Annotated in this window: 15 protein-coding genes; 7 read left to right on the forward strand and 8 right to left on the reverse strand. The window is 30.5% G+C overall.

What is annotated here, in order from left to right:
* The first annotated feature begins 16 nt into the window (after positions 1–16).
* The 4 genes from ppk2 (at position 17) to N5E64_RS02550 (ending at position 6,155) form a co-directional block, all read left to right on the forward strand.
* Positions 17–820 carry a polyphosphate kinase 2 gene (gene ppk2, locus N5E64_RS02535; RefSeq protein ID WP_280035575.1) on the forward strand — a complete coding sequence of 268 codons (804 nt, stop codon included), beginning with the start codon at positions 17–19 and terminating at the stop codon, positions 818–820.
* A 115-nt stretch (positions 821–935) separates the two neighbouring features.
* Positions 936–1,286, forward strand: a complete 351-nt coding sequence (gene rplS, locus N5E64_RS02540) for a 50S ribosomal protein L19 (protein ID WP_019975296.1) — start codon at positions 936–938, stop codon at positions 1,284–1,286.
* Between the two features lie 296 nt (positions 1,287–1,582).
* A complete protein-coding gene (locus tag N5E64_RS02545) occupies positions 1,583–4,498 on the forward strand; it encodes a SusC/RagA family TonB-linked outer membrane protein (protein ID WP_280035605.1) in 2,916 nt (971 codons plus the stop codon).
* 10 nt (positions 4,499–4,508) lie between these two features.
* Complete coding sequence (locus N5E64_RS02550; RefSeq protein ID WP_280035578.1) at positions 4,509–6,155, forward strand: RagB/SusD family nutrient uptake outer membrane protein; 1,647 nt, start codon at positions 4,509–4,511, stop codon at positions 6,153–6,155.
* Between the two features lie 67 nt (positions 6,156–6,222).
* On the opposite strand, the gene N5E64_RS02555 is transcribed toward N5E64_RS02550, so the two are convergent.
* The 4 genes from N5E64_RS02555 to rlmH are packed head-to-tail and all read right to left on the reverse strand — an operon-like array spanning position 6,223 to position 9,024.
* The gene (locus tag N5E64_RS02555; RefSeq protein ID WP_125348822.1) at positions 6,223–7,146 is read right to left on the reverse strand and encodes a ribonuclease Z; all 924 of its coding nucleotides are present in this window, start codon (positions 7,144–7,146) and stop codon (positions 6,223–6,225) included.
* Positions 7,143–7,724 (reverse strand): RdgB/HAM1 family non-canonical purine NTP pyrophosphatase, encoded by a 582-nt coding sequence (gene rdgB / locus N5E64_RS02560; RefSeq protein WP_125348823.1) that lies wholly within the window; start codon positions 7,722–7,724, stop codon positions 7,143–7,145. The genes N5E64_RS02555 and rdgB overlap by 4 nt, the downstream gene beginning before the upstream one ends.
* Positions 7,725–8,558, reverse strand: coding sequence for a CPBP family intramembrane glutamic endopeptidase (locus tag N5E64_RS02565; protein WP_052217743.1), 834 nt, complete (start codon positions 8,556–8,558; stop codon positions 7,725–7,727).
* The gene (gene rlmH, locus N5E64_RS02570; protein ID WP_038334530.1) at positions 8,551–9,024 is read right to left on the reverse strand and encodes a 23S rRNA (pseudouridine(1915)-N(3))-methyltransferase RlmH; all 474 of its coding nucleotides are present in this window, start codon (positions 9,022–9,024) and stop codon (positions 8,551–8,553) included. The genes N5E64_RS02565 and rlmH overlap by 8 nt, the downstream gene beginning before the upstream one ends.
* Positions 9,025–9,050: 26 nt before the next feature.
* Here rlmH and N5E64_RS02575 point away from each other — a divergent pair, with 26 nt between their 5' ends.
* Positions 9,051–10,022 carry a YihY/virulence factor BrkB family protein gene (locus tag N5E64_RS02575; protein ID WP_125348824.1) on the forward strand — a complete coding sequence of 324 codons (972 nt, stop codon included), beginning with the start codon at positions 9,051–9,053 and terminating at the stop codon, positions 10,020–10,022.
* Here the strand turns inward: N5E64_RS02575 and N5E64_RS02580 are convergent.
* The gene (locus tag N5E64_RS02580; protein WP_125348825.1) at positions 10,019–10,894 is read right to left on the reverse strand and encodes an ion transporter; all 876 of its coding nucleotides are present in this window, start codon (positions 10,892–10,894) and stop codon (positions 10,019–10,021) included. The genes N5E64_RS02575 and N5E64_RS02580 overlap by 4 nt on opposite strands.
* Before the next feature lie 45 nt (positions 10,895–10,939).
* Here N5E64_RS02580 and N5E64_RS02585 point away from each other — a divergent pair, with 45 nt between their 5' ends.
* Both N5E64_RS02585 and N5E64_RS02590 read left to right on the forward strand, forming a co-directional pair.
* Positions 10,940–11,830 carry a TIGR01777 family oxidoreductase gene (locus N5E64_RS02585; protein WP_280035582.1) on the forward strand — a complete coding sequence of 297 codons (891 nt, stop codon included), beginning with the start codon at positions 10,940–10,942 and terminating at the stop codon, positions 11,828–11,830.
* Positions 11,831–11,900: 70 nt separating this feature from the next.
* Positions 11,901–13,769, forward strand: coding sequence for a DUF3857 domain-containing protein (locus tag N5E64_RS02590; RefSeq protein ID WP_280035584.1), 1,869 nt, complete (start codon positions 11,901–11,903; stop codon positions 13,767–13,769).
* Positions 13,770–13,811: 42 nt separating this feature from the next.
* Here the strand turns inward: N5E64_RS02590 and N5E64_RS02595 are convergent, their stop codons facing one another.
* From N5E64_RS02595 to N5E64_RS02605, 3 genes are all read right to left on the reverse strand, one after another.
* Positions 13,812–14,795, reverse strand: coding sequence for an acyl transferase (locus N5E64_RS02595; protein WP_280035585.1), 984 nt, complete (start codon positions 14,793–14,795; stop codon positions 13,812–13,814).
* A 208-nt stretch (positions 14,796–15,003) separates the two neighbouring features.
* A complete protein-coding gene (locus N5E64_RS02600) occupies positions 15,004–15,393 on the reverse strand; it encodes a hypothetical protein (protein ID WP_115001331.1) in 390 nt (129 codons plus the stop codon).
* 29 nt (positions 15,394–15,422) lie between these two features.
* Positions 15,423–17,069, reverse strand: a complete 1,647-nt coding sequence (locus tag N5E64_RS02605) for a Na/Pi symporter (RefSeq protein ID WP_280035586.1) — start codon at positions 17,067–17,069, stop codon at positions 15,423–15,425.
* Between the last annotated feature and the right edge of the window lie 81 nt (positions 17,070–17,150).

Below are 17,150 nucleotides of genomic sequence, written 5' to 3' on the forward strand. Positions count from 1 at the left end.
TATCAAACCTAAAACTATGGCTGAATTTGATTTAAATGATTTAGAAAAAATAAATAATAATCAAGAAATCATTGATTTTTTGGTTAGACATGATATTATAAAAGAAAAGAAGTTCAAAGAACAACTCGCTTATGAGAAAGAATTAAAAGAACTTCAAGAAAAATTGTTAGAAATACAATCTAAAGTTATTCAAGAGAATAAACGTGTGTTAATTATTTTTGAAGGTCGTGATGCAGCTGGAAAAGGAGGAACAATTTCGAGAATAACAGAATTTCTAAACCCTAAAAAATATCGTGTTGAAGCATTACCAAAGCCGACTGAAATAGAACAAGGACAATGGTATTTTCAGCGATATTTTAAAGAATTACCAAATGCAGGTGAAATTGTATTCTTTGATCGTTCTTGGTATAATCGTGCTGTTGTAGAGCCTGTTTTCGGATTTTGTACGGAAGAACAACATACAAAGTTTATGAAACAAGTAGTAGAAGTAGAAAAGCTTTTGCAAGATGATGGAATTATTTTGGTTAAAATTTTCCTGTCGATTTCGAAAGAAGAACAAGCAGAACGATTACAAGATCGGAAAGATGACGAAATGAAACAATGGAAATTAGGAACATTGGATCAAAAGGCACAAGAGTTATGGGATGTTTATACCAATTACATTGACAAAATGTTTCAGCAAACAGGAACAGAAAGTTCATCTTGGCTAGAAATTGTGACAGATGATAAAAAAACTGCTCGACTTTTAGCGATGAAATCAGTCGTAGCACAATTAACAAATCAATCTTTTGAAAATGATTTAATAAAAATTCATTCATAAAAGAAAGAGAATCATTTGTATAATCAAGATTTTTGATTAATTTTGCACCCACATTGTTCAACCTCTGACGAAAGACGTTTAAGTTGCTCAATTCAAATAAATTGAAATTATAATAATGGAAAATTTAGTAAAATACGTACAAGAGAAATACGTAGCTAAAAAAGAGTTCCCAGCTTTCGCAGCAGGTGATACTATTACAGTTTATCAAGAAATTACAGAGGGTGGAAAAACTCGTGTTCAGTTCTTTAAAGGGGTTGTTATCCAAAGAAGAGGACAAGGAACTACAGAAACTTTCACAATCCGTAAAATGTCTGGAGATGTTGGTGTAGAGCGTATCTTCCCAGTTAACATGCCAGCGTTACAAAAAATTGAAGTAAACAAAAAAGGTAAAGTTCGTAGAGCTCGTATCTTCTACTTCAGAGCATTACGTGGTAAAAAAGCTCGTATCAAAGACGCTGCTTACTAAAAACTGCTTTTTTAGGAAAAATATAAAATCCGTTCGATAATCGAACGGATTTTTTTTGGCTGATTTTGAAAGTTTAATATAAAATATTAAATTTTACCATTTCTTAACATTCTATTAAGAGTTGAAAAAATAGTTTAATATTTTATTGAAACAAGTAATTCCTAAAATTATTCTATATATTCTTTTATTACTTGGTTTATTTTTGTATTTGAATTGTAGAGTAATTCTTAAGTGTTTTTTTTAAATACTTTTATTATTAACAATTTTAACACAAGAGATGAGAAAAAAAAATTAGAATTTTTAGTCTTCTTTTTGTTCTTGGATCGTTTGCTTATGCTCAAACTACAGGTCATGTAAAAGATTCTGTTGGTTTTCCAGAAGCAGATGTAGAGGTAAAAATAAAAGGGACTGATAAGGCAGCTTACACAGATGAAAATGGAGATTTTAATATTGATGCCAAAATCGGTGATATTTTAATTATTAAAGGCAAGGAAATTACTGTTACTTCTGGAAATTTAGGAGATTTATCTAGTTATTTTCAACAAGATAAAGTTGTAGATTTAGGAACTGCAGTTGTAATTGGATATTCTACACAGCGTAAAGAAGAAGTAACCACAGCAGTTTCAGTTGTAAGTGCAAAAGATTTAGTTGATACAAAATCTCCAAATATTACAAATTTATTGCAGGGTAAAGATGCGGGATTAACAATTATAAATAACTCAGGAAAACCTGGCTCAACAGGAAGTCTAAAAATTAGAGGAAAGTCTTCTATTTATGGAAATCAGGATGCACTTTGGGTTGTTGATGGAGTTATTTATCATAAAACGCCTGTTTTAAATCCAAATGATGTTGAAACGATTTCTATTCTAAAGGATGCTGCAGCGACTTCTCAATATGGTTCTCGTGGAGCAAATGGAGTTGTTATTGTAACAACAAAGAGAGGACGTGGAAAAGGGCTAACAATTAATGTTGATTACGCTTCTAGTTGGAATAAATTTAATCCAGGAAAATTTGAAGTGATGAATAGTCAAGAAATGTATGATAATTTCTTATCTATGAGTAAAGTTCCTACAGATCAGATTCCTTCAAAGGAGTTAGCTACTCAAAATTTTGATTGGGTAAAAAATGGAACAACTGTAGGTGTTGTACAAGATGCTTCAGTTAGCATTGCTTCTAATACAGAATTAACAAATCTTTATTCAACGATTAATTATTATGATGAGAAAGGAACTGTAAAAGGCTATGAATATGAACGATTATCTGCAAGAATTAATCTTGATCATAAACTTTCTGATCGTTTAACTTTCAAACCAAAATTAAACGCTACCTATACGACAGAGAAAGATCGTGAGCATTCATTGTATGATATGTATCTAAATATGCCTTGGGATAGTCCTTATGATAAAAATGGTAAGTTAATTAATCCAAATACTTGGGACGGAGGTACTTGGTATGGAAGAGATTATTCGAATTATTATTATGATTTGAGTACTAATTATGGTGAAGGAAATAAATTTGATATTCAAGCAAATATGGATTTTGAATGGAAAATTTCGAATTCATTAACTTTTCAATCAACAAATAATGTACAGTATTACTCAGAAACATCTATGTATTATGTAGATCCTAAATCTATCTCAGGAGCAGATTATGATGGATCTATTTATCAATATTCAGACAGAAGAATTGTACGCTTGTTTAACCAAATGTTACGTTATAACCGCAAATTTGGTTTACATAGTTTATCTGGATATGTAGCTTATGAGTATTCTGATTATGATTATAAAAATTTAGGAGCTACAAAACAAGGTGTTCTTCCTGGAACAACAGTTTTAAATAATGGTGTTACTCCGTTTAAATCTGAAGGTTTAAGAAATGATTATGCATTCCAAGCTGGTTTAGCACAAGTGAATTATGGTTATGATAATCGTTATTATGCGCAAGCTTCTTATCGTTATGATGGATCATCTAGATTTGCAAAAGGTAATCAATACAAAGGTTTTTATGCAATTAGTGGAGGATGGAATGTTAGCAATGAAGCTTTTTTGAAAGATTCTAATACAATTTCGAACTTAAAATTAAGAGCTTCTTATGGTATTGTAGGTAATGTTGGTCCAGACAACAATCTATATATGTATTATCAATTATATTCTAACTCAGGGCAATACAATAGTTTGCCTGCATTAACACAAGGGCAGTATGGAAATAATGCAGTTTCTTGGGAAACATCTAAGGATACAAATATAGGTTTAGACATAGGTTTATTTAACCGAATTAATATGACTCTAGATGTGTATAATAAGAACACAGATGGATTATTGTTCTTCGTTAAATTCCCTGATACATCTGGATGGTCAGGCTATTGGGATAATGTAGGGGTTGTAAATAATAAAGGTATAGAATTCTCTATTAATGCTAACTTATTTAAGCCTTCTAGCGAATTTCAATGGAATTTAGCCTTCAATATAGCGAAGAATAAAAATAAAGTAAAAGAGTTGTATGGTGGTACTCCAATATTTGTAGATGCTACTGCAAATGGATACATGAAACGTATCGAAGAAGGATACGATATGGATACTTGGTATATGCGTAAATGGGCTGGTGTAGATGTTGCAACAGGTAAGCCAATGTGGGAAAAAATAGATGAAAAAACAGGAGAAATAACAACAGTTACCAATTATAATCAAGCAAGTCTACAAAGAATAGGAAATACTACTCCAGATTTTAATGGAGGATTTTCTTCAACAATGTCATACAAAGGATTTACATTAAGTGCAGATTTTGTGTATTCTAAAGGAGGATTAGCCTATAATGTTGGTAGAGAATTATTTGATTCTGACGGAGCATATCCATATTATAACCAAATGAAAATGCAAAGTGGTTGGAAACGTTGGACTGCTGCAGATCCAAACAATGCAACTCATCCAGAATTGGTCTACAATGGTAATGCTAACTCAAATAAAATCTCTAGTCGTTATTTAGAAGATGCTTCATTCTTAAGAATGAGAAGTTTAAGATTAGGATATAATTTTGATCAAAAAGATATTGAATCAATTGGTCTAAAAGGATTAGGATTATATATTTCAGGAGATAATTTGTGGACTGCTACAAAATATACAGGAGCTGATGTAGAAGCTGTTATTTCAGGAGATAGAACTTCAAATTATCCAAATCCGAAACGTTTCACATTTGGTTTAAATCTAACTTTCTAAAAAATTAAAAATGAAAAAAATAGTATATATATTGGCATCTGTAACTTTTTTGAGTTTAACATCATGTGACTTAGGTTATGAGCCTTATACAAGTATACCTGAAGGAGAAATTGATCATATTGATGGTTCTCCTAAAAACCTAACGTTAGGTAACTATAGCTTAATGAAGAATTGGGTAGAAAATTGGCATAGAATTACTGAATATCCAGGAGACAATGTTGCATTGAGTGGTTCTACAACAGATAATTTAATGAATAATTACAATTATCAACGAATTGTAAATAATAGTAGGGTAAATAACTATTGGGCATATTCTTACAAGATTATTGCTGGTGTTAATAGTACCTTGACGAAATTAGAAGAAGGTAAATCGCAAGAGGATGATCAATTAATTGCGGAAAATTTATATATCCGTAGTTTAATGTACTTTTATTTAACAAATGTATTTGGACGTCCTTATAATCAAGGTGCAAGTACAAATTTAGGAGTGCCAATTAAATTAAAAGATGATCCGTACGAAAATTTACCAAGAAGTACTGTAAAACAAGTATATGATCAGATTTTAACAGATTTAGATAAAGCAGAAGCTTTAATTAATGATGAAAGTCGTGATAAAGTGTACGCATCAAAAGAAGCAGTTTATGCATTATTGTCTCGTGTTTATCTTTACATGGAGAATAATCAAAAAGCAATTGAATATGCAAATAAAGTAATTGATTCAGGAAAATTTACATTAATTTCTAAAAATGAATATAAGAACTTTGCAGTTAATGCTCCTGAAAAAAATCCAGAAAATATCTTTTCAATCAAGTTTGTAAAAAATATTGATTACCCAGATGGAGGATGGTATACAATTGGTTCTATGTATGCAAATATTAATGGTTCTGGTTGGGGAGAAATGTATGCTTCACGTAAATATTTAGAGTTAGTTCGTAAATATCCACAAGATGTTAGATATTCTTTAATTAAACCAGTCTTAGATGCTGAAAAACCTAATGAATTACATGCATATTATGTAAAAGATAATTATCAATACGCTAGTGTAGTGGTAACTAAGTCAGGAACTGATTATAACTATACTGAATCTGGAGTAACGAAAACATTAATTAAAAAATCGAATGGAGCAGATGCTTTCCAATATTTTATTAATATTGAAGGAAAAGAAAGAACAGTTTTAGTCGATAATAAATTAGCAAATAGAAATGGATATTTAAAATATTATATTTTAAAATGTTCAGGCCAAGAAGATCAATCTCATTTATGGTCTCCAGTTATTTCTCGTTTAAGTGAAATGTATTTAATCCGTGCAGAAGCAAATGCAAAATTAGGAAATACAAATGCAGCTTTAACAGATGTTAATGTTATTCGTGAAAGAGCAGGCATTCCTACAGGAGGATTGTGGACTACAGCTAATTTAGGAGGTCTTTCCGCATTAGATGTTGTGATGCAAGAGCGTCAATTAGAATTGGCTTGGGAAGGTCATCGTAAATTTGATGTTTTCAGAAATGGATTAACAATGGAACGTCAATATCCAGGAACTCATTTATCAGGAAATAATCCATTTTATACAATTGCACCAACGGCAAATGAAATTGTAGAATATATTCCAGAACAGCAAATAAACTTATCTAAAGGAGTTTTAGTTCAAAATCCTTAATAGGTAAAACATTTATAAAACAAAAAAAATCCGTTCGATTATTCGAACGGATTTTTTTATATTTTAATTACAAACTTTTTATTTTTATTGTTTTCAACAATTCAGGTAAAGCGGTATTCGTAAATTCTTCTTGGGCTTCGATTAATAAAGGTTTATAATCGTGATAACGATTAGAAAAATGACCTAAAATTAATTTTTTTACATTGGCTTGTTTCGCAATCATTCCAGCTTCTTTTGCAGTTGTATGTCCAGTGTAAACTGCTAAATCTTTCAATTCATGCAAAAATGTTGATTCATGATACAACAAATCGACATCTTTTATAATAGGAACAATATCCGGTTTATATTTTGTGTCTGAACAAAACGCGTAACTCAATGATTTTTGAGCATCAAACGTTAAATAATCATTCGGAATTATTTCTCCGGATTCTAATGTAAAATCTTTTCCATTTTTTAAATTTTGATAATCGCAGATTTCAATTTCAGGAAATTCCTCGATTGTATCCATATTCAATTTTCGAGGTTTTGGCTTTTCTCGAAAAAGATAACCATTTGTATAAACTCGGTGATTTAGTGGAATAGAATAAACTTCAACTTTATCATCTTCAAAAACTAAAACAGATTCTTTTGTATGTAATTCATTGAAAATAATCTCGAATGAATTATTAGATTCTGTTAAGCGCAATTGTGTCGTAATAAATTCCTCAATTCCTTTCGGACCATGGATATGCAAAGGCATATCGCGACCAAGCAATTGAAGTGTAGAAATTAATCCAATCAATCCAAAAACATGATCACCATGCAAATGCGATATAAAAATGTGATTTATTCGGTTGAATTTAGCCTTCGCTTTTCGCAATTGTACTTGTGTTCCTTCGCCACAATCGATCAAAAAATAGCGTTCTGCTATATTTAATAATTGAGCGGTCGGATGCGTAAAAGCTGTTGGTAATGCCGAATTAAATCCTAATATTGTTAGTTGTAAACTCAATTTACGTTTAGATTAGTTAAAAAATCGTTTAATTTTTCGACAGCTTTTCCTCGGTGGCTAATTGCATTTTTTTCTTCAGGAGACATTTGTGCAAAAGATTTTGAAAAACCATCAGGAATAAAAATCGGATCGTAGCCAAAACCATTGTCACCCATAATTTCAGTTGCAATAGTTCCGTTCACTCGTCCTTCGAAAAAATATTCCTTTCCATCTAAAATTAAACAGAAAATAGAAATAAAATACGCTTTTCGATTCGTTTTTCCTTCCAATTCTTTCAACGCTTTTGCGATATTATCTTCGTCTTTTCCAGTACCTGCATATCGAGCAGAATATACACCAGGCGCACCATCTAACGCTTCTATCACTAATCCAGAATCATCTGCAAAGATATTTTTACCCGTTTTATCGAAAATAGTTTTCGCTTTTAATTGCGCATTTTCTTCGAAAGTTGTTCCAGTTTCTTCAATTTCATCAAAGAAATTAATATCAGTCAACGATTTCATCGATAGGTAAGAAGGTAACATTTTTGTAACTTCTTTTACTTTATTGTTGTTATGTGTGGCAAAAATTAATTCCATTTATATTGTTTTTGTTCTGTTTTTTTTGATTAATAAATAGACAGATAAAATTCCGATAAGTGTCATTCCTCCAATTAATAAATAATCTCTTTGCGCAAAAACTTCGCCTTCCATATCGCCTTGCATTAACATTAACGAGTAGGAAAGTGTATTGTTTAAGAAATGTAATAACATAGGCAAAAACAACGATTTTGTGCGGTAATAAACTATTCCAAAAATGATTCCTAAAAGTCCGGCGCCTATAAATTGCCAAGGATTCATGTGTGCGCATCCAAAAATAAAACCATTGATTAAGATTGCAGTGGTAGGATTTACATTGAAATTTAGCATTCCTTTCAAGATTATTCCTCTGAAAATAATTTCTTCGAAAATTGGAGCTAAAATACAAATCATAATAAACCCTGCGATTTTATAATCTAACATCATTTCAAAAGAAGCTTGAAAAATTTTATAGATTTCTTCTAAAGGTCCAGTTGTTGGGATTAAACTTGTTGCAACTTCGGCTAAAGGCAAAAGAAATAACCAACAAGCTATTGATAATATAAGCTGAATTGGTGTAAAAGAGTGTTTGATATCTTTTAAAATTGATGCAAATTTAGTTTGTGTCAACATCAATAAAATAACAATTGCACAAACCGTTCCTGTTAAAAATCCTAATGGTAAAAGAACGTGATTAAGCGGTTTGTAAAAAAGTGCAGGAGCAGAAACAAGTCCGCCAGCAAATTGCATCATAATCACTGCAATCGCGCTATACAAAAGTGCTTTTCCAATGCCAAAACTTAGTTTATTTTCTTGCTTTGGAACAAATTCTTCAAACGGAGAGGTGTTATTCATGATGATAAGGTTTACCCTGCAATATACTAAATCCTCGGTAAATTTGCTCTGTTAAAAATAAGCGAACCATTTGATGCGTAAATGTCATATTGGATAAAGACATTTTTTTATTTCCACGATTGTAAACAGATTCGTCAAAACCATAAGGACCACCAATCACAAAGACAAGATTTTTGACAGATTGATTCATGTAATTTTGAATATCATCTGCAAATTGCTTCGAAGTAGGCTGTTTTCCTTTTTCATCCAAAATGATCACAAAATCTGTATTGACGATTTTACTCAAAATTTGCTCAGCTTCTTTTTGTTTTTGTTGAATTTCGGACAAATTTTTACGATTTTTGATGTCAGGAATTTCAATTCTTTGATAATTAATGTGCGAAGGCAATCGATTTTCATACTTTTGTAATAGCATTTCGATGGCTTTTTCGTCTGTTTTACCGATACAAATGGTCGTAATATTCATTCAAAATTATTTATTGAGACAAAAATATGCGCATTCTACAAGATTTTAAAACATATACAGGAATAAATTATTTTCGAGCTTGGTCGAAAACAAAATTGATGAACAAAAATACAGGTATCACGGTATATGATTTCTTGAAAGTTTTTTGGATTCGCGTCATGAAAGGTAATTTTCCGTTGCGTTCGGCAGCAGTTTCATGGATTTTATTTTTTAGTATGTTTCCATTTTTGCTTTTTTTGTTTAGTATTTTACCGCATTTGGTTTATTACCAAGAGATAAAAAACTTGTTATTTACACAACTTCTTCCGCAACTTTTGCCTAAACATGTGAGCAATGAAGTGATTTCGTATATTGATAAAACGACGGCTGTACAAGGAAAACGTAAAGTGAATTATTTCTTGATTTTGATTACAATTTTTATGTCATCTAACGGAATACAAGGAATTATAAATGGGTTTAATGTTTCGTATCAAGATGTTTATGTAAAGCGAAAAAACTCAAAATCGAGAATGATTTCGATAATTTTAACCTTGTTTTTTACAGTTTTTATTGTGTTACAAGTGTTTTTATCTTATTCGACATCAATTATTTGGAAATACTTAACCAACGTTTCATTTTTAAGTAAACTTGGACAGTTTTCGTATCTAATCAACTATTTTTCGGTATTTCTTTTCTACTTTGTTTCGATGTGTATGTTGTATTATTTCGGACCAAATCACAAAAAATCGCGTAGCACAGTTTTACCTGGTGCTATTTTGACATCAGTTTTGTTCTTGTTAACTGTGATAGGTTTTAATTCGTATTTAAGTTATTTTACAAACATTGATTTGTTGTATGGATCGCTTGGATTAGTAATGATTATGATGATTTTTGTATACATCAATGTGATTTTGATGTTAGTTGGTTATGAATTGAATATGTCAATTAATTACACCAAAAATTACGAATACGTTAATCATATTGACAATAATCGATTCATTAATTTGGATAAATTTTAAGGTTCATTTAAAAGATGCCCGCAGGTTTTGCAATAAATAGCACCATCTAGGTGGTAATCATCGCCACAATTGCGACATCTTTGCGTGTTTGTAGGAATATCTTCCTTATGTTTAGCCGCTTTATTCATTTCCATAGTTACAATACTTGTGGGAACAGCAATTACACCATAACCTATAATCATTACAACAGAAGCTAAGAATTGTCCTAAACCTGTAACAGGAGAAATATCACCATAACCTACAGTTGTTAAAGTGACAATTGCCCAATAAATACTGATTGGTATACTTGTGAAACCAGATTCAGGATGATCGTGTTCGACCATATACATGATAGATCCGATAACGACAACAATTAAGAGAACAAATGATAAAAAAACAATGATTTTATCTTTACTTTCTTTCAGTCCAAGTACCAATACATTTTTTCCTCGTGTGAATCGTGTAAGGTTAAAAATTCTGAAAATACGTAGCAATCTTAAAATACGAATACTTGCTAGGTATTTACTTGTAGGTAAAACTAAACCAAGATAAAACGGTAAAATAGACAATAAGTCAATAACTCCATAAAAACTAAAAATATATCGCCAACGATTTTTAACACAATAGATTCTTAATAAATATTCTATAGTAAACAAAAAGGTTAAAATCCATTCTAAAGATACTAAAACTGTATGGTGTCTCGCATTAATTGCTGGAATAGACTCCAACATAACCAAACCTACACTTAATAAAATTAAAAGTAATAACGAGATATCAAAAAGTTTTCCATAAGGTGTATCAGCTTCAAAAACTATATCGAATATTTTTTGTTTTAGCTTCTTTTCTTCATCAGCCCCCATTCTTTTTAGATAAGGAAATCTACCTTTAAACATTGGTTTATATTTTTGGAATGAGCTAAATTAGGAAAAAATTTTAGTATGAATATTCTATTGACTGGTGGAAGTGGATTAATTGGTTCAGAATTAACGAAGATTTTAATTGAAAATGGTCATCAAGTTCGCATTTTGACAAGAGAAAAACAGATTGAACATCCTTTTTATCATTGGGAGAAAGATACAATTGATGAAAAAGTTTTTGAAAATTTGGATGGAATTATTCATTTGGCTGGAAGCTTAATTGCGAAAAGATGGACAAATTCTTACAAAAAAGAAATTTTTTCGAGTAGAGTTGATACAGCGAATTTACTTTTTGAGTATGTCAAAAAATTAGAAATCCCGCTAAAGTTTTTTATTTCAGCCTCTGGAACTGCTTATTATGGACAAATTACTTCGAACAAGATTTTCAAAGAATCTGATGAACCGAACATTGATTTTTTAGGTAAAGTTTGTGTTGCGTGGGAAAATGCAGCTTATCAGTTTGAAAAAATAGGTGCAAGAGTGGTTTGTCTTAGAACTTCTTTGGTTTTGTCAAAGAACAGCGAAGGTTTCAAATTATTAAAAAAACCTATTCAACTTGGTGTAGGAGCAAATCTAGGTAACGGAAAACAATGGATGCCTTGGATACATATTACAGATTTGATACAAATGTATGCGGAAGCTGTAGATAATGATAAAATAAAAGGAAGTTATAACGCATCTTCACCGCAATATATAAATCATTCGGAATTCAATCATAGGTTAGCGAGAAAAATGAATAAACCTTTTTTTATTCCTAATATTCCTGCTTTTGTTATGAAATTAGCGTTAGGTGAGATGAGTAGTTTAGTCCTAAATGGATCTAGAATTGATGCAACTAAAATTCAAGAAACAGGCTTCGAATTTCAATATCCTACTTTAGAAAAAGCGTTAGAAGAATTGATAGAAAAGTAACGAAAATTTTATTTAGATTATTCTTTATGTATTATTGTGTATTGTACTTTTGCAGGAATTACAAATTGAAATGAAATTAAAAATTACTTTACTCTTTTTATTTATTGCATTATATACAAATGCGCAATCGAAAGATTTAAAATTCGGAAAAATTTCGGAGCAAGAAATTAACTTAACTCAAGTTCCTTTTGAGAAAAATGTAGATGCTGTTATTCTTTCGGAAGAAGGAAAAATGGATTTAACTTCGTCTAATTATTATTTGACTGTAAAACGAAGAATCAAAATACTGACTGATAAAGGACTTGATGAAGCAAATATACAACTGAATTATTACAGCAAGAATAGAAATGAATCTATAAGCGGAATCAAGGGAAGTACGATAAATATTGTAAATGGAGTAGAGCAAATGACTCCGATTGATGAGAAAGAAATTTTTGATGTTTCTTTAAATGAATTGTATGCTGTAAAACGTTTTACTTTTCCAAATGTAAAAGTTGGTTCTATTATCGAATATACTTATATCAAAAGTAGCGAACACAATTTTTCTATTGATGCGTGGAATTTCCAACATGATATACCAACGCTTTCGAGCAAGTTTCGATTAAATAATCAGGCTTATGGTACATATTCGATTATTACAATTGGTGATGGTTTGAATACAAAGTATAAAGGCAAATCAAGTTCAACGGAGTGGTTATTACATAATATCCAAAGTTATAATCAATTAAAATACGTTTATAATCCTGAAGATCAGAGTGAACGTATCAAAATTCAGGCTGCTACTTATCATACAGATGGAGCGAAAAAAACTACAATGAGCGCGTGGAGAGATTTGATTCAAGATATAAATGCACAATATGATTTGTATCGAAATCCTTCTGCAATCAGAGATTTAGCGCAAAATATTCCGAATGGAAAAGATGAGGTAGAAACCTTGAAAAATGTGATTGAATATATTGATTCAAATGTAAAATGGAACAGATTTTATGGAATTATTCCAACGCGTTCAAACAAAACTTTATTGAAAGAAAAGTCTGGTTCTACGGCAGATATGAATCTTTTATTGAATGAAATTTTAACAGCCAAAGGTTTCGAAACTTCGATGGTTATGTTTAGTAGTCGTCATCATGGACAAATTTTGTTTTCTTATCCAATTGTCAATCAATTCAATTCTGTTTTAACAGTTGTGAAAATAAATAATGGCGCTTCAAATATTATTTTGGATGCTTCGAAATTAAATAAAGAACAAATAGAATTTGGACCTTTAGATGTATTTAATTATCATGGAATTGTCATCAAAAAAGGTGATGCTTCGTTTGTAAAGTTGAATCAAAAATTGTCTTATTATGAATCATCATTAAAGTATGATTTTATGAGTAATGGAAATTTAGTTCTCTATCGTAAAGACAAATTCAATGGTTATTTTTATGATGATGATGTAGACGAAAAAAATGTTTTGAATAGGTATTTGACTGAATCTTTAGATGTGCGTTTGGACGAAGAAATTAATGATAAAACGTTTTTTGATACTGATTCTTACGTTAAAAATTATAAAGCAAAAGCTGTAATTCCGAATGCTCCATTTTATACATTTATTAATCCTTTGCGCGAATTTCTAAAACAATATACTTTTGAAGATAAAAATCGTCAGCGCAAAATAGAATTTAATTATCCTTATTTGTTTAATATTCAGGTGAAATCTAAAATTCCAGAAGGTTATGAAGTGATAATTGATGAAAAATACAAAGCGCATCACAAAACTGAGCTTGGTTTAGAGTATTATCAGGAAGCAAAAGTGAAAGATGGACAATTGATACTAGCAATTCAATTTTTATTGCCAGAAGGTGTTTATGAAGCGGATAAATACAATGAATTGAAACAATTTTTTGAGAAAATAAAAACAGAATCTCTGAAAGAAGTTTTAATGAAAAAGAAATAAACAAAATCCCGCACTGAATTTTTCAGTGCGGGATTTTGTTTATTATTCAATCACCATCAAATTACAACCTCGCACATCCGAATGATCGAAACGTCCTAATATTTCAAATTGATTGTGAGTTATTTTTTTACCTAAATCATCAGTTGCAATAAAACTAATCGAATTGTAATTTGCTAAATCAATCACATTTACGCCACCTGTTTTTCCTTCTTCAACATACTGGAAAGGATCTTCGGTTTCTCTAATCAGAATTCGCATCCAATTTGGCGATTTAAATGTCAAATCTCCTCTAGAATATCCTTGCGAAAGCAATTCCGTCATTCCATATTCCGAATGAATTTCATTTGTGCCGAAACCATTTTTCAAAATTGAATGCAATTCTTCGCGCGTAATTTCCTTCTTGCGACCTTTCATTCCGCCAGTTTCCATCACAATTGTATGCTGCAAATTCATTTTATAATTTTCAACAAAATCTAATAAAGCAAACGAAACACCAATCAAAATAGCTTTTTTACCCGTTTTTTCATGCGCGAGAATATTTTCGTACAATTCATCGTGATTATACAAATAAAAACCACTTTTATCGCTGCCAGATTTCTCAATCCAATACTCCACCATATCAATTAAAGACGAACCTGTACGCTCCAAATACGAAGGTAAAAGCGCGAAAATAGTGTAATCGGAAAGAGGTCCGTAAAATTGTTCAAAACATTTTTCTAAACTATAATGATACAATGCCAAATCCGTTACTAAATGTTTACTTGTCGCCATTCCAGTTGTTCCAGAACTTGTAAAAATCTTTTCCACTTCACGATTTCCTGAAATCAATTCAAATTTTTTAAAAAACTGAATCGGTAAAAAAGGAATTTCGTTGGTGTGTTTTACAGTAGAATAATCAACGTTCAAGAAATTTAAGAAGTTTTTGTACACCTCATTTTCTTGCGCTTGATAACGGAAAACTTCCAATGCAACGTTTTGGAAATCTTCTTCGGATTGAATAGAAAAAATTTGCTTTGAATCAAACATTTTGCAAAATTACAAAATAGAGTAGAAGTGAGCGAAGTAATTATATTATTTTATAAATAAAACCGTCAATTCGAGTGAAATTCGTTTAGAATTTTGTGTCGAGAATAAGGTTTTAGAAGATAAAATTCATCTTAATTCTCGATACAATTTTTAGAAATATATTTCTAAAAATCACTCGAATTGACGAATTTTAATTCAAGACAAGTTATTATTTAAAATATTCATCAAAATGATGTTTGAATAAAGTTGACATCGTTTCAGATTCTAAACCATATAAAGTAATTTCAAATTCAAATACGTCATCAGAAATTTCAATTCCAGAAATAGAACTTCCCCAACTTTTTAATTCTTCTTTAAAATCATTATAATAAATTCTAAGATTTGGAATAATCGCTGTGTCTATCAATCTTTCTTTTTCAGAATCATAATTTATATGGATGTTATTTGCTAAACAATAATTTTTGAATAATAAATAAGGAGATTCAATATCTATAAAATTTATTTTGCCATAAACAACTCCCATCGGAACATCTGCAAATTCAAATTCTGTAGTTCCAATAATTTGTTCTTCAAGCTTTATTGTAAATGTAGTAGCCATGCAATAAATTTCTTTAAACTTACAAAAATCTACTGATTTTTTAGCTTAACAATTGTTGCATTGGCTTTGTAAAGATGATCGCCAAGAATTTCGTAATTCTGAATTAGATCTTTGTAGAAAAGCGCACTTGTAGTCAAAAGTTTCTCTTTTTCGATCGTCTTCATTAAATTTGCTTCGGCTTCTTTGTAAATTGTATTAATCGTTTTTTCGATAAACTCCGCTTGTTTGATAGAAACTTCTTCTTGTGTTTCGTTCAAATTTTGATTTAGAATACGCGTTGTTTGATCCAAATTATTTTGAAATTCGACCAAATACGTTCTCATTTTTGGTGTAAAATAACTATTTGTCATTCTACGACGACGATGAATAGAAGAAATCTTAATCGCAATATCGCCCACACTTTCCAGATGATGACAAAGTGTAATTAGTTGATGAATCGCAATTGTATTTTCGTTTGGTAAATCTAAATCAGCAATTTCATTCAAAAATTCATTGACTTCTCTCTCCAATTGATCACCTTCTTTTTCCAGTTCCAAAATTCGTTCACGAAAAACCAAAATCTTTTCTTCATCACTTTCAGTAATCATTCGTCCAAGCGTATAAATCGTTTGTTTCGTTGTAGAAGCAAGTTTCAGAAGTTTTTTATTGGCTTCATTTTTATATAGGTCAGAATTTGTACCGAATGGAATTGCATAAAATTCTAATTTATTGTCAGTAGATTTTACAGAGAAATATTTTTTCTGACAATAGAAAGCTATTTTATTGATAAAAGGAGTAAATAAAATTACACCAACCAAATTACTAATCGTATCAAAAGTAATCAGCTGAACAGCGATATTTGATGAAATTGTTGAGCCAATAAATTTTAAAACAAAATTTGCAATCAACATAAAAATCAACGCAATTACAATATTGAAAAATGTATGAAATGCTGCGACAACTTTCGTGTATTTATCTCCAATTGCTGCAACTAAATGCGCTGTAAAAGTTGTTCCGATATTTGCTCCCAAAACAATCATTGCAGCTAATTCGATAGGTAAACCTTTGCTCGCTAATAAAATTGCAATCGTAATGGATGCAGATGAAAAGTGGACTAAAACCGTTAATAATATTCCGAATAGAATAAACAACAAATTAGTCAATAAGCCATAATGTGATAATTGCTGAAAGAATTCTTGTAACTTCTGATGACTTTCGATAGAAGGTAAAAAAGTTTTCAGGAAATAAAGTGAAAGAAAAAGTAAGGAAAGCGAAAATAAAATTCCACCTACTTTTCTTTGGTTACGTTTTTTCGATAAATAAAATGGAAAAGCCACCAGTATAAGAGGCAATGCAATTTGTACCAAATCGAATTTCATTCCGAAATAGACCAACCATAATGTAAGCGTAGTTCCGATATTTGCGCCTAATATTAAGCCAAATGCTTTTCGCAAATTAATCAATCCAGCATTTACAAATCCCAATATAAACACACTCGCAGCCGACGAAGATTGTATGGCTGTTGTAAAAAAAGTACCTGTAACAATTGTCGATAAATTGTTTTTGGTTAATTTGTTTAGAGTACGTTTAAAATTCGATCCAGATAACGCTTGTAAATTTTCGCTTAATAGTTTTATCGCAAAAATGAACAAAGCAATTGCTCCGAAAAGTTGCAAAATTTGTATGATAAGATGCATTAATGATTAATTGACTACAAAAATAGGGACTCTAATGTAAATAGAATATTATCTTTTTTACTTTTATTGAAAAAAAGTTTA

It is taken from the genome of Empedobacter sp. GD03739, from assembly GCF_029843245.1.
In the GTDB taxonomy this organism is placed as follows: domain Bacteria; phylum Bacteroidota; class Bacteroidia; order Flavobacteriales; family Weeksellaceae; genus Empedobacter; species Empedobacter falsenii_B.

Excerpts from the sequence above, each read along its gene's own strand:
- N5E64_RS02575 (WP_125348824.1), top strand. The coding sequence starts at position 9,051 with ATGCGCATTCTACAAGATTTTAAAACATATACAGGAATAAATTATTTT.
- N5E64_RS02595 (WP_280035585.1), bottom strand. The coding sequence starts at position 14,795 with ATGTTTGATTCAAAGCAAATTTTTTCTATTCAATCCGAAGAAGATTTC.
- N5E64_RS02565 (WP_052217743.1), bottom strand. The coding sequence starts at position 8,558 with ATGAATAACACCTCTCCGTTTGAAGAATTTGTTCCAAAGCAAGAAAAT.
- N5E64_RS02590 (WP_280035584.1), top strand. The coding sequence starts at position 11,901 with ATGAAATTAAAAATTACTTTACTCTTTTTATTTATTGCATTATATACA.
- rplS (WP_019975296.1), top strand. The coding sequence starts at position 936 with ATGGAAAATTTAGTAAAATACGTACAAGAGAAATACGTAGCTAAAAAA.
- N5E64_RS02550 (WP_280035578.1), top strand. The coding sequence starts at position 4,509 with ATGAAAAAAATAGTATATATATTGGCATCTGTAACTTTTTTGAGTTTA.
- N5E64_RS02605 (WP_280035586.1), bottom strand. The coding sequence starts at position 17,069 with ATGCATCTTATCATACAAATTTTGCAACTTTTCGGAGCAATTGCTTTG.
- N5E64_RS02600 (WP_115001331.1), bottom strand. The coding sequence starts at position 15,393 with ATGGCTACTACATTTACAATAAAGCTTGAAGAACAAATTATTGGAACT.
- rlmH (WP_038334530.1), bottom strand. The coding sequence starts at position 9,024 with ATGAATATTACGACCATTTGTATCGGTAAAACAGACGAAAAAGCCATC.
- rdgB (WP_125348823.1), bottom strand. The coding sequence starts at position 7,724 with ATGGAATTAATTTTTGCCACACATAACAACAATAAAGTAAAAGAAGTT.
- N5E64_RS02580 (WP_125348825.1), bottom strand. The coding sequence starts at position 10,894 with ATGTTTAAAGGTAGATTTCCTTATCTAAAAAGAATGGGGGCTGATGAA.
- ppk2 (WP_280035575.1), top strand. The coding sequence starts at position 17 with ATGGCTGAATTTGATTTAAATGATTTAGAAAAAATAAATAATAATCAA.
- N5E64_RS02585 (WP_280035582.1), top strand. The coding sequence starts at position 10,940 with ATGAATATTCTATTGACTGGTGGAAGTGGATTAATTGGTTCAGAATTA.